This window comes from Peteryoungia algae, from assembly GCF_030369675.1.
Taxonomy (GTDB): domain Bacteria; phylum Pseudomonadota; class Alphaproteobacteria; order Rhizobiales; family Rhizobiaceae; genus Allorhizobium; species Allorhizobium algae.
This window is the reverse complement of sequence record NZ_CP128477.1, coordinates 1,885,652-1,897,802: the sequence shown is the minus strand read 5'-3', so window position 1 is coordinate 1,897,802 and position 12,151 is coordinate 1,885,652. Positions and strand designations below refer to the sequence as shown.

The 12,151-nt window shown below is 62.1% G+C and carries 16 protein-coding genes; 5 read left to right on the top strand and 11 right to left on the bottom strand.

What is annotated here, in order from left to right:
• Positions 1–121: 121 nt before the first annotated feature.
• Positions 122–1,975: a peptidoglycan L,D-endopeptidase MepK gene (locus QTL56_RS09295; RefSeq protein WP_245136119.1), complete on the top strand. Its 1,854-nt coding sequence runs from the start codon at positions 122–124 to the stop codon at positions 1,973–1,975.
• Positions 1,976–2,053: 78 nt separating this feature from the next.
• On the opposite strand, the gene QTL56_RS09290 is transcribed toward QTL56_RS09295, so the two are convergent.
• The 3 genes from QTL56_RS09290 to QTL56_RS09280 form a co-directional block, all read right to left on the bottom strand.
• Positions 2,054–2,320, bottom strand: a complete 267-nt coding sequence (locus tag QTL56_RS09290; RefSeq protein WP_054148241.1) for a DUF2312 domain-containing protein — start codon at positions 2,318–2,320, stop codon at positions 2,054–2,056.
• A gap of 105 nt (positions 2,321–2,425) precedes the next feature.
• Positions 2,426–2,731: a DUF1244 domain-containing protein gene (locus QTL56_RS09285; protein ID WP_245136120.1), complete on the bottom strand. Its 306-nt coding sequence runs from the start codon at positions 2,729–2,731 to the stop codon at positions 2,426–2,428.
• An 11-nt stretch (positions 2,732–2,742) separates the two neighbouring features.
• Entirely contained in the window at positions 2,743–3,552 is an 810-nt protein-coding gene (locus QTL56_RS09280) for an N-formylglutamate amidohydrolase (protein ID WP_245136121.1), read from the bottom strand.
• A gap of 302 nt (positions 3,553–3,854) precedes the next feature.
• Between QTL56_RS09280 and QTL56_RS09275 the strand changes: the two genes are divergently transcribed.
• Entirely contained in the window at positions 3,855–4,244 is a 390-nt protein-coding gene (locus QTL56_RS09275; protein ID WP_229574946.1) for a DUF1036 domain-containing protein, read from the top strand.
• A complete protein-coding gene (pyk, locus tag QTL56_RS09270; RefSeq protein ID WP_229574534.1) occupies positions 4,244–5,683 on the top strand; it encodes a pyruvate kinase in 1,440 nt (479 codons plus the stop codon). The genes QTL56_RS09275 and pyk overlap by 1 nt, the downstream gene beginning before the upstream one ends.
• Positions 5,684–5,741: 58 nt before the next feature.
• Here pyk and QTL56_RS09265 read toward each other — a convergent pair whose 3' ends face one another.
• The 6 genes from QTL56_RS09265 to QTL56_RS09240 form a co-directional block, all read right to left on the bottom strand.
• Positions 5,742–6,782, bottom strand: a complete 1,041-nt coding sequence (locus QTL56_RS09265; protein ID WP_245136632.1) for an alpha/beta fold hydrolase — start codon at positions 6,780–6,782, stop codon at positions 5,742–5,744.
• Between the two features lie 104 nt (positions 6,783–6,886).
• Entirely contained in the window at positions 6,887–7,522 is a 636-nt protein-coding gene (locus QTL56_RS09260; protein WP_245136122.1) for a tetratricopeptide repeat protein, read from the bottom strand.
• 114 nt (positions 7,523–7,636) lie between these two features.
• Positions 7,637–7,762 carry a type B 50S ribosomal protein L36 gene (gene ykgO / locus QTL56_RS09255; RefSeq protein WP_006726873.1) on the bottom strand — a complete coding sequence of 42 codons (126 nt, stop codon included), beginning with the start codon at positions 7,760–7,762 and terminating at the stop codon, positions 7,637–7,639.
• 178 nt (positions 7,763–7,940) lie between these two features.
• Complete coding sequence (locus QTL56_RS09250) at positions 7,941–9,005, bottom strand: 5-(carboxyamino)imidazole ribonucleotide synthase (RefSeq protein ID WP_245136123.1); 1,065 nt, start codon at positions 9,003–9,005, stop codon at positions 7,941–7,943.
• Positions 9,002–9,502, bottom strand: a complete 501-nt coding sequence (gene purE / locus QTL56_RS09245; protein ID WP_229574531.1) for a 5-(carboxyamino)imidazole ribonucleotide mutase — start codon at positions 9,500–9,502, stop codon at positions 9,002–9,004. The genes QTL56_RS09250 and purE overlap by 4 nt, the downstream gene beginning before the upstream one ends.
• A gap of 18 nt (positions 9,503–9,520) precedes the next feature.
• Positions 9,521–9,724 (bottom strand): YdcH family protein, encoded by a 204-nt coding sequence (locus QTL56_RS09240; protein WP_112244269.1) that lies wholly within the window; start codon positions 9,722–9,724, stop codon positions 9,521–9,523.
• Between the two features lie 233 nt (positions 9,725–9,957).
• Here QTL56_RS09240 and QTL56_RS09235 point away from each other — a divergent pair, with 233 nt between their 5' ends.
• A complete protein-coding gene (locus QTL56_RS09235; RefSeq protein WP_229574530.1) occupies positions 9,958–10,134 on the top strand; it encodes a YdcH family protein in 177 nt (58 codons plus the stop codon).
• Between the two features lie 144 nt (positions 10,135–10,278).
• Here the strand turns inward: QTL56_RS09235 and QTL56_RS09230 are convergent, their stop codons facing one another.
• Entirely contained in the window at positions 10,279–10,539 is a 261-nt protein-coding gene (locus tag QTL56_RS09230; protein WP_136557613.1) for an ArsR/SmtB family transcription factor, read from the bottom strand.
• A gap of 77 nt (positions 10,540–10,616) precedes the next feature.
• Positions 10,617–11,393 carry a sulfite exporter TauE/SafE family protein gene (locus tag QTL56_RS09225; RefSeq protein ID WP_229574528.1) on the bottom strand — a complete coding sequence of 259 codons (777 nt, stop codon included), beginning with the start codon at positions 11,391–11,393 and terminating at the stop codon, positions 10,617–10,619.
• Positions 11,394–11,497: 104 nt separating this feature from the next.
• Between QTL56_RS09225 and QTL56_RS09220 the strand changes: the two genes are divergently transcribed.
• The gene (locus tag QTL56_RS09220; RefSeq protein ID WP_245136125.1) at positions 11,498–12,145 is read left to right on the top strand and encodes a thiamine phosphate synthase; all 648 of its coding nucleotides are present in this window, start codon (positions 11,498–11,500) and stop codon (positions 12,143–12,145) included.
• Positions 12,146–12,151: the final 6 nt, after the last annotated feature.

The window sequence follows — 12,151 nt, the reverse complement described above, 5'->3', positions numbered from 1 at the left end:
TTAGGCAAGCGTTCACTATAAATGGACGGCTTGTGCGGATGTGGCAAATTTGCCATGCTATGACCGCATTTGACGTTCATTCGAACTGGCATGGGACGTGGTCTTTCGGACGGGGATTGCATTGCAGGCATCGCAGGATATCAGCGCGCTCCATACGCATTGTGAGCGCAAAATCCGACTTGCGTTCGCGCAGTCGGCAGCGAAGCTGCTGTTTTCGCTGATTGCCGTGCTTTTCATGGGGCTGGGTGGTCTGCTCGGGAGCGCCGCAACGGCAAGCGCCGAGAGCCGCACGCTCAACATCGAATTCGTGCATACAGGCGAACGCGCCTCGATCACCTTCAAGCGCAATGGCCGCTATGACCCCAAGGGTCTGAAACAGCTCAACTACATTCTCCGCGACTGGCGCCGCAACGAGCCCACGAAGATGGACCCGCGGCTCTTTGACCTCGTTTGGGAAGTCTATCGTCGCGCAGGCGCCAAGGGTTACATCAAGGCCGTCTCCGGCTATCGTTCTCCAGCCACGAACTCCATGCTCCGCTCCCGCTCCAAGGGTGTCGCCAAGGAAAGCCAGCATATGCGTGGCACGGCGATGGACTTCTACATCCCCGGTGTTCCGCTCAAGACGCTGCGCGAACTCGGCATCAAGATGCAGGCCGGCGGCGTCGGTTACTATCCCAATTCCGGTTCTCCCTTCGTGCACATGGATGTCGCCGGCGTGCGCGCCTGGCCGCGCATGAACCGTCAGGATCTCGCCCGCCTTTTCCCCGACGGCAAGACCGTGCACATTCCCTCCGACGGCAAACCGCTTCCGGGCTATCAGCAGGCGCTCGCCGAATACAAGCGCCGCGTGGCTTCGGGCAATACCGTCATGATTGCCGAGGAAAAGTCCTCGTCGCGTCCGCGCAATTTCCTTGCCATGCTGTTCGGCGGTGGTGACGAAGACGAAGTCGAGGATGTTCCGGAGCCCGCGCCGCGTCCTTCGATCGCTTCACCGGAGCAGGCTCCGGCCGCGCCGCGCCAGCAGCCAGCCGTGACGGCGTCCGAACCCGTCATGGTCGCCGCCTTGCCGGGCGTCGATGCTGCCGATGCGCCCGTTCCGCAGGCACGCCCTTCGCTGCGTCCGGCTGACAACAGCCTTGCCGTCGCTTTGTATCAGCCGCCGCGCAACGCTGCGGAGGATGCGCTTCAACAGGTTGCCAGTGGCGTGCCGAATGCCGCCTCTTCGCCGACGGATGAATTCCCGGATCTTGCCTCGATGACTGTTCCGGTCCCGACGCTGCTCAATCCGCGGCCCCAGGCCGGCGGTGCGGAGCAGGCTGTGTTGACCGCTTCGATCGAGCCGAATTCTGCCGCCATGCTGCTCGCCGAGGGGATGGCTGTTCCGGTTCCGACGGCTCGCCCGCAGGTCGCGGAAGCTCTGCTTGCCACGGCAGAGGCAGAAGCCGAGGCCGAAATCGACGAAGTCGAGCAGGCCATTCTTTCTCCCGAGGCTGCAGCGGCCCTCGAAGACAGCGCAATCCCGGAAATGGCAGCCCCCATTCCGTCGAGCGCACCATCCCAGGCTAGCCTGACGGCTGCGCCCGTACCCGCTTCGAGCCAGAAGCCGGTCGAGGTTGCATCGATCCCCCGGGACACCTCCGTCGAGGAGGGCACGACACAGTTCGGCGACATGTTCGACGCACCGTCCGATGCCACGCCCAATGCCGAAGCGACCATGCCCAAGAAGGGCGGCCGCCCCGGTCAGGAAGACGCCGAACGTGCGCACATGGCCATGTATGGCGGCACCAAGCTGACCAAGGGCATGATCGAACAGTGGGCGCTGAACCAGGGCAAGTTCGAAGCCGTGACCAAGCCGGTCAAGGCGCCCCGCGTCGTGCCGCGCTCGCTCGTGGCACCGGCAACGGCAACGGTCGTTCCCGACGGTTTCCGCCTTGACGCCACGACGATCGATCCGAGCCGCTTCGGGGCTCCCTGATCCGCAGTCGGACTGAATTGCAGACAAAAAGAAACCCGCCGGATTGGCGGGTTTTTTGTTCGTGACACTGGCGGTCGCTCAGCCTTCCGGCGGGCTCTCGATCATGCCCAGTGCGTGCAGGTAGGTGTCAAGGATCAGGTCCTCTTCCATGCGCTCCTGGTCGTCCTTCTTGCGAAGTGCGATGACCTTTTTCAGGATCTTCGTGTCGAAGCCCATGGATTTGGCTTCGCCGTAGACGTCCTTGATGTCGTCGGCGATCGTCTTCTTTTCTTCTTCCAGTCGCTCGATGCGTTCGACAAAGGCACGGAGCTGGTCGCGGGCGACGCCGTGGGCGGCATCAGACATGGGCAATCTCCTTCATGGCAGGGATGGCGTTCTCAGGATGGGTTTTCGTGGCGATCACGTGCCGCGAAGCGGCGCCCGCGTCAAGCCCCAATGCTTGAGGGCCTGTCATTCCTTCGGGCGGTTTTTCTCGAAGGCCTGTTGCTGATCGTTGCTCGCCTCGCGCTGGTGGCTTGCTTTCCACTCTTCATAGGGCATGCCGTAGACGATCTCGCGGCTTTCGTCCTTAGACAGGTCGAGACCGCTTTCCCGGGCCGCGTCGAGATACCAGTTCGACAGGCAATTGCGGCAGAAGCCAGCGAGGTTCATCAGGTCGATGTTCTGCACATCCGGACGATTGCGCAGGTGCGAAACGAGCCGGCGAAAGGCGGCGGCTTCGAGTTCGATCTGCTGGTCCTTCGTAGGGAACGTCATGTTTCTCTCCTTCAGGGCGCGACGGGTGTCGGCGGATAGGGTCCGGTCCGCGAGGCGTGAAGCTGATATTGGTGCAGCTTCGGGTCGGCATTGAGGCGAGCGAAGATCGGTGCCAGGCGAGCCGCCCAGGATGCGACGCCGGCTTCGTCGGCGATCAGATCCTGTCTGATCTCGAGGAGCGCGTGGGGGATACCTGTCGTCATGCAATGGCGATACATGGTGTCGCCCTTCAGCGCGCCGTCATAGGGTTCGTTGTCGCCGACCAGAATGTCGCCGGGCGCTTCCAGATCGTCGATCAGCGGGCGGACGGCCCGTTCGTCGGCGTCCCAGAGCACTGCTGCATGCCAGGGGCGCGGCACACCCTTCCAGGCGGGCGTATAGGAATGCAGCGACAGCACGAGCGGCGCCTTGCCGGAAGCGTTCGCGACCCTAGCGATGACATCCGAGACAGCCCGATGATAGGGGCGGTGATAGGTCTCGATGCGGTTCTGCCATTCCTCCGGCGTGATTGGATGATTGCCGGGCACGATCGCACCATCCGAGATGCGCATGATGATGGTGGGATCGTCCTCTCCGCGATTCGGATCGATGAGCAGGCGGGAGAAGTGCGACATCACTGCGGGCACGCCGAGATGGGCGGCGAGCAACCGGGTCAGCGGTTCGATGCCGATGTCATAGGCGATATGGCGACCAAAGGCGCTTTCCGGCAGACCGAGCCGGTCATAGGGGGCGGGCACATGGTTCGTCGCATGGTCGGCCAGAAGCACGAGGCCAGCGTCGAAACGGCCTTCCACAATCTCGAAAACAGGGGAAACATTCATCAGTTTGAAGCCATCAGCTGGTACAAGCGCTTGATCGCATGGGGAATGGGGGAGCGCAAGCTTTCATGGCTGTCACGTTTGTGCCAAGATCGCACACAAAGGTTCCAGTACTGGCCAAAGACAGAAAATATAATCGATTAGAGTTGCGTTGACATTCTCTGGTCCGCATCGCAAGAAGGCATCTCATGCGCATTTTTGGAGTTCCGGCGGCAATCGTGCATCACCAGATCAGACAGACTTTCGACCGTGCTGCGGCACGTTTTGTGAAGCCCCTCCTGATCGCGGGTGCGCTGTTCTCGCCCATGCTGGCAGCCTCGGCCGCCCAGGCAGAATTTCGCGTCTGCAACGGAACGCAGAATCTCGTCGGAGCGGCTATCGGCTACCGGGCAGAAGAAGGCTGGATCACGGAAGGCTGGTGGCAGGTTCCTGCCGGCACCTGCGCCACCCTGATCGAGGGCGAGCTCCAATCGCGTTATTATTATCTCTATGCTGAGGATGCTGCCCGCGGTGGTCGTTGGACCGGTGACATCAACATGTGTGTCGCTGAAAACGAGTTCAAGATCGTTGGCGTGAAGGACTGCTTTGCACGCGGCTATCAGCAAATGGGATTCAAGGAATACGACACCGGCAGGCAGGGGAGCTGGATGGTCCAGCTGTCCGATACGTCGGGCACCCAGGAAAGCCAGAACTGATGAAGCGCAACCGCAAAGTAAAGATCCTCGCCACGCTTGGTCCCGCCTCGTCCGACGAGGCGATGATCCGGAAGCTCCATGAAGCCGGGGCCGATCTTTTCCGCATCAATATGAGCCATTCCAGCCATGAGATGATGCGGACGCTCATTCAGCGCATTCGCAATGTCGAGGCCATCTGTGGTCGCCCGATTGGCATCCTCGCCGACCTGCAGGGACCAAAGCTGCGTGTGGGAAAGTTTGCCGAAACGACCGTCGAGCTGAAGCCCGGCCAGACCTTTACCCTCGACAGCAATGACGCACCCGGTGACGCCACCCGCGTCCACCTGCCGCATCCGGAAATCCTGGAATCGGTGAAGCCGGGCGACCGTCTGCTGATCGATGACGGCAAGCTGCATCTGAAGGCCGTGAAGTGCGACGGCAAGACGATCGTCACCGAAGTCGTATCCGGTACGAAAATCTCCGATCGCAAGGGTGTGAGCCTGCCCGACACCATTCTGGCCACCGGGGTCTTGACCGACAAGGACCGCGCCGACCTCGATGCCGTGCTTGCGACCAACGACGTCGACTGGGTGGCACTCTCCTTCATCCAGCGCCCGGAAGACCTCGCCGAAGTGCGCAAGATCGCCAAGGGCCGCGTGGGCCTGATGTCGAAGATCGAAAAGCCGCAGGCGATCGAGCGCATCGACGAGATCATCGCACTTTCCGACGCGCTGATGGTTGCCCGTGGCGACCTTGGCGTGGAAATGCCGCTCGAGCGCGTTCCAGGCATCCAGAAGCAGCTGATCCGCGCCTGCCGCCGTGAGGGCAAGCCGGTGGTCGTTGCGACCCAGATGCTGGAATCGATGATCACAGCGCCGGTCCCGACCCGCGCCGAAGTCTCTGACGTTGCCACCGCCGTCTTCGAAGGTGCCGATGCGATCATGCTCTCGGCCGAGTCCGCTTCCGGTGAATATCCGGTTGAAGCGGTCGCCACCATGGCCTCGATCGCCCACACAGTCGAACGCGAGCCGCATTATCCCGGTATCATCTACGCCCAGCGTGCCCATCCGGAAGCGACTGGTGCCGATGCGATTTCGCTGGCCGCCCGCCAGATTGCCGAGACGCTCAAGCTGCAGGCAATCGTCTGCTACACGTCTTCGGGCAATACCGGTCTGCGCGCCTCGCGCGAGCGTCCGGAGGTGCCGATCATTGCGCTTTCGCCGATCATCCAGACTGCACGCCGTCTCTCGGTTGTCTGGGGCCTTCACTGCGTCGTCTCGTCCGAGCCGACCGATCTCGACGATATGGTCAACCGCGCCTGCCGCATCGTGGTCGAGGAAGGCTTCGGCAAGCCCGGCGACCGCATCATCATGTCGGCCGGCGTTCCGCTCGGTACGCCCGGCTCGACCAATATGCTGCGCATTGCCTATATCGGCTCTGACGGCCAGACGGGGATCTGATCCCCGGCGCCACGTTCCGAATTGGAAAGCCGCCTTCGGGCGGCTTTTTTTATTGGTGCTATTGGCCCGCCTGCAGCGAGGGCGCTACCCCTTGGGGCACGACACGGGTGGCCGCGAGACGCGGTTCAGCCAGCCGCGCCATGGCCTGCAGGTCGCGCTTCTCGCCCGCAATCTTCTCGAGTGCGGCGATGACGATGTCCGTCACGATGTAATCCGGCTTGTGGCCAAGGCCCTCGATCCAGACGAGTTCCGATCCGGCGATGTCGCGGGCAAGGCCCTTGGAATGAATTTCCTCAAGCACGATCTCGTCGGCGTCGCCGGTGATGATCACTGTCGGCCTGACGATTTCTCCGTAGCGGGGCGAGAAGGCGGTGACATAGGCATGCAGGCCGGCCACGTCCGTGGCGTTGGACCGGAAGGCAGACGGGCGCAGCACGAGCGCGGGGCCGGTGTCTTCGAGATAGGTGTCCGGACGCGGATTGGGTGCGAAGACATGCTCCGTCGCAGCCTCGATCCGCATCATGCCGGCATGTAGCGCGAGCGTGTGGCAGAAGATCGGGCCGATGATCGGCGCGGAGGCGAGGTGGTAGTACCAGTCCACACCGCCCGGCCAGGGATGGGTCGCCGCGGCGAGAAAGACCAGACCCTCGACCTTGTCGGGGTGAAGCACGCCGAAGCTCGCCGAGATGGCGCCGCCGAAGGAGTGGCCGACAATGATGGCCCGGGTGATGCCCTTCTCTTCCATCAGGCGTGCAAGCGCGTTCGCCTGTCCGTCCGGCGTGTCGTTCTCAGGGCCGCCGCGCTCCGAATAGCCGTGGCCCGGCCTGTCGATGAAGAGGAGTTCCGCGCGTCCGCGCAGTGGCTCCAGGAAGGCGCCCGCCTGATCGCGCAGGTTGCCCGAGGCTCCGTGGATGAAGACGATCGGCGGCAGGTCTGCGTCAGGCCCTGCGGGCACGTGGAGAGCGTTCAGGCGAAAGCCGCCGACATCGGTCAGGTCGCCTATGTTCGGCGTCCCGGCCTCGATGCTGCGTGCTCGAAGCTGTGTGGCAATGGCCAAGGCCGCGAGCACGACGATGAGGGCGAGGAGAATGATGAGCAAGGCGAGACCGATTCGGGGGAGGGTGAGCAAGGATCGTGCTTCCGGGCTTTACGAGACGTAGAGAAGATCGTGCTGTGACGCCCTTCGTCAAGGGGAGGACCAAGTCACGTCCGCTGGCCGGCCAGCTCTTCCGAGAGCTTGGCGACGATCTCCTGTGCCTCGCGGTCGGCCGGGAAGATGTCGAGGTAGCGCTCCCAGGCCTTCAGTGCTCCCTCCTTGCTGCCGCGTTCGGTCAGGATGCCGGCGAGGCCGGCGATGGCACCGAAGTGGCGGGGCTCCAGATCCAGCACCTTCTCGATGTCGGAAACAGACTTCTGATAGTTGCCCATGCTGAAATGCAGCGTGGCGCGCTGGTTCCAGGCGCCGACGAAATCCGGTTTCAGGGTGATGGCCTGATCGATGAAGTCGAGGGCGGCGGCATTGCGCTTTTCGGCGGCTGCCTTGGCGGACCACTGCATCAGGAGATTGATCGTCGGGCTTGCCGATTCGCTCCAGGTCGCCATGGTGGAGCTGGCAATCTGCCGTGCGGCCTGCGGATTGCGCTCGCGTTTCAGTTCGCCCAGCAGGTCATCGACAGTCTTGGCCTTTGCCGGTGGCTTCAGCGGAATTTGCTCGACCGGAGCCTGGCTCGCCTGCGTGTCCCCCTGCTCTTGGGGTGCCTGCGCCGAGACGGTGCCTGCGATCAGCAGGGCAGGGAGAAGCGGGAGACTGAGGGTGAGTCGCAATGAAAAACGGCGCATACAGGGAAGATAATCCCTCAGCGCCGTCTTTCAAACTCAAATTTCCGAAATCAACACGCCGCAGATGTGGCGGGCAGTCCGTCTTGGCTCATGGGATCCGGAGATCCCGGGGCATCAGCCCTGGCGAGCCTTGAAGCGCGGGTTCTGCTTGTTGATGATGTAGATACGACCCTTGCGGCGAACCAGACGGTTGTCGCGATGACGGGCTTTAAGCGCTTTCAGCGAGTTCTTGATCTTCATTTTTCTGGTCCACAACAATTGTCGGGGAATGTGTCATTCACCCACTGTGATCAAACAATCAAAAGCGCGCCGCCGGGCGCGCCCCTGAAGAGTTGGCGGCAATTAGCCCGAGGGAGGCCGCTCTGTCAACATGTCCGGCGGAAAATGCGGGACACATCAGGCTAAAAAGCCGGGAAAATCAGCTGCGAAACGGCAGGATTTCGGTGATGTGCCCCATCTTCCGGCCCGGGCGCGCCTCCGTCTTGCCGTAGAGGTGGACTAGGACATTGGGCTTGGCGAGCCAGTCGGGCACAGAATCGATGTCGTCACCGATCAGATTCGTCATCACGCAATCGGAGTGGCGCACCGTGTCGCCAAGCGGCAGCGACGCGACCGCTCGAATGTGCTGTTCGAACTGCGAGACGATGCAGGCGGCCTCCGTCCAGTGGCCGGAATTGTGGACGCGCGGCGCGATCTCGTTGGCGATCAGGCTGCCATCCCCGAGCACAAAGAACTCCATGCCGACGACACCGACATAAGCGAGGCCATCAAGCAGCTTTGTCGCGGCTTCGCGGGCAGCCAGGGCCGTCTCAGGGGTGATCGCGGCGGGCTGGGTCGAGGTGTGCAGGATGCCGTTACGATGGACGTTTTCCGTCGGATCGTAGCAGCGGATCTCGCCATCGATGCCGCGGGCGGCGATGATCGAGATTTCGCGGACGAAGGGCACGAAGCTTTCCAGGATCAGGGGGACCGAGCCGAGAGCCTCGTAACCGCCTGATGCAGAATCACCCTTGCGATAGACCTTCTGGCCCTTGCCGTCATAGCCGAGACGACAGGTCTTCAACACGCCTTCCCCGTCGAAGTCGGACAGTGCGCGTTCGAGGTCGGCCTGGCTGTCGACCGCGTGGAAGCGCGCGGTCTCGATGCCGGATGCATTGAGGAAGCGCTTCTCCGTCAGCCGGTCCTGGGCGACCTGGAGCGCCTTCGGCGGCGGATAGACCGGGATGCTGGCGGCAAGCTTCTCGGCGGCCTCGACCGGCACGTTTTCGAATTCATAGGTGATGACGTCGCAGAGACGGGCGAGTTCGGCCAGCGCTGCCGGGTCGTCATATGCTGCGGTGATCTGGTGGTTTGCCAGCTGGGCCGCGGGGCTGTCGGGCTGCGGCTCGAGGATGACGGTGCGAAAATTCAAACGGGCGGCAGACATGGCCAGCATGCGGCCCAGCTGGCCGCCACCGATGATGCCGATGGTTCGGATCGTCATGGGGCCTCGTCCACGGGATATTCGGCGACGGATGCCGTCTGGCGCTCGACCCATTCGTCGAGGCGTTCCTCAAGCTCATCATCGAAAACAGCAAGAACGCGGGCTGCGAGCAAACCGGCGTTCACTGCGCCGGCGCGGCCGATGGCGAGCGTGCCGACCGGAATGCCGGCCGGCATCTGGACGATGGAATACAGGCTGTCGAGGCCAGACATCGATTTCGACTGAACGGGCACGCCGAAGACGGGAAGGGTGGTCAGCGAGGCGACCATGCCCGGCAGATGGGCAGCGCCCCCGGCACCGGCAATGATCACCTTGAAGCCTTCGTCACGGGCGCCCTTGGCAAAGGCAACCATGCGGTCAGGCGTGCGATGTGCCGATACGATCCGGGCTTCGTAGGAGACGCCGAGCGCGTCGAGCGTGTCGGCCGCATTTTTCATGGTTTCCCAGTCGGACTGGCTTCCCATGATGATGGCGACGGGCGGGCACTCTGCTGTCATCAGGCTATCCTTCTGCCGTCATGCAATGATGTCGGGGATGATCTGGTCTTCCAGCGCGGTGATCTTGTCCTTGATCGACAGCTTCTTCTTCTTCATCCGCTGAACGCGCAAGGCATCGCACCCGACCGTGATCATGGCGTTGATCGCGGCATCGTAGTCTTCATGCTCCTGGCGAAGCCGCGCCAGAGAGAGCCGAACGTCAGCCTGTTCCTGATCGGCCATGCTTGTTCCCCATTATCGCCGTTTGCTCATCCTTTAAGGATGCCCGGAAGATTCGCGCAAGCTCCTATCACCAAATACCGGTAACGGGAAGTTATCCCTAACTTCGATTTTGATGGTCGTTTTTGGCCAATTCGCCTTCGACAAACCGCATTTCTCATGTCACATTATCTTCGCAAAGCCTGAAACTCCAGCGGATGAGGGCTGGAGGTAGGCGATAAGGAAGGACGCATCAAATGACCATACAGGCTCATCTTGAATCGCTGCAGAAGAAGCATGGAGCCCTCGAAGAAAAGCTCCATGATGCGCTTGCATCTCCCTCCGTCGATGATCGGCACATTGCCGAACTGAAGCGCCTCAAACTGCGACTCAAGGATGAAATGGAACGCGTTAGGGCTTCCACACGCCACTGATACCCCCTTCCGGCTGCGCCGGGATCCGGCGACTTCCAAGACCGATCCTGATGTATTCATGAAGCAGCCAGCAACCCATCCAGGCCCCGAAGTTTTCGACTTCGGGGCCTTTTATTTTGTCCGATATCAGAAAAAGCCTGGGGCTCACGACCAGAACTGGTCGAGCCACATGTTCATCCGGTCGAAGCCGGGACGGTGAATGAAATAAATGCGGCGGGTGCCTTCGGAGCGCACATCGACAAGGCCACTGTCCAGCAATGCCTTCAGGTGCTGGGAGACGGCGGGACGACTGATCGGCAGCTGGCCGGCGAGCTCGTTCACGGTCTTCTCGCCGCGGCGCAGATCCTCGAGGATGTGTCGCCGGTTCGGGTCTGCAATCGCCGTGAACGGGTCTGCGTTCGTCATGGTGAAAGCCTATGTCAAAGGCCGGGCTGCGGCAAGCGCTCATGTGCGCTGCAGCAAGGGCGTTCAAGACCCTGATGTCAGCCGCCGAAGAGGCCGGCGATCCCATCATAGAGCAGTTTGCCGCCGGCAAGCAGAACCATGCCATACATGAGGGGATAGAAGATCTTCGGCTTCAGGAAATGGACGAGACGGGCGCCAGCGAGCGTCGATACCAGCGCCACCGGGAGCAATGCCGCCGACAGGGTCAGATTGGTGGCGTCCAGTTCTCCCAACGCGAAATAGGGGATGACCTTGATCGCATTCAGCATCGCAAAGAAGCGGGTCGATGTGCCGGTATAGGTGAGCGGGTCGAGCTTCAGCGGGAGGACGTAGATCTGGAAGGGTGGGCCGCCGGCATGGGCGACAAAACTGGCATAGCCCGCAAGCGAGCCCCAGAAAGAGCCGGCGACGGGGCGTTGGCTGGCTGCTGCCGTCACCTGTCCCTTGTAAGCCGCCCAGCTTTCGAGGAAGTATTTCAGGGCAAAGACGACGGAGATGCCGCCTAGGACGAGGCGCATGGCATCGGCAGAGACATAGGTGGATGTCGCCCAGCCGAGGGTGATGCCGATCACCGCGCCGGGCAACATGACCAGAAGTGTCTTGCGGTCATTGTAGCCGCGCCAGGCCCAGAGCGCGACGGCATCCATGACGAGCAGGATCGGCAGAAAGATCGCGGCGGCCTGCATGGGCGGCACGGCGAAGGCCAGCAACGGCACGCCGATCAGTGCGAAGGCTCCGCCGAGGCCGCCTTTCGAAAGGCCGACAAGGGCAACAGCGGGAATGGCGACGGCATAGAAGTTCGGGTCTGTCAGCATTGCGCGGTTGATCCTTTCGGAAGAGCGGTCTATCGGATTCATCCAGAGAAAACGAGGACGGAATCCGCCTTATCGGACCTGTCCCGCACACGGAAACATCGCGTATGACCGAAAATCGCTGCCGCCTCGTCCTCATCGTTCCCGATATCGCCGATCCCGCCGAGCGCAGCGAGATGCTGCGCAATGCCCTGCGCGGCGGTGACGTCGCCTCGGTGATCATCCCGCAATACGGTCTGGACGATACCGTTTTCCAGAAACATGCCGAGCTGCTCGTGCCCGTGGTCCAGGAAGCGGGTGCTGCAGCACTCGTCGTCGACAACAGCCGGGTCGCCGGGCGGGTCAAGGCGGACGGCCTGCATGTGTCTGGCAATGCGGCGACGCTGGCCGAAGAGTTCGAGAAGCATACGCCGAAGCTCATCGTCGGCGGCGGCAATGCGATGGATCGCCATCATGCGCTGGAGATCGGCGAGATCCAGCCGGACTACATCTTCTTCGGCAAGATCGACGGGGACATCAAGCCGGAGGCCCATACGAAGAATGTGGCACTGGGCGAGTGGTGGTCATCGATGATCGAGATCCCCTGCATGGTGATGGGCGGACAGGACCCGTCTTCGGCTGTGACGGTTGCCGAAAGCGGGGTGGAGTTCGTGGCGCTCGGCAAGGCGGTCTTCGCCGATCCGTCGCAAGCCGCTGCGATTGTGACCCGTGTGAATGCAGAGCTTGACGAAAAAGCGCCACGGTTTGCAGATTGAACCAGG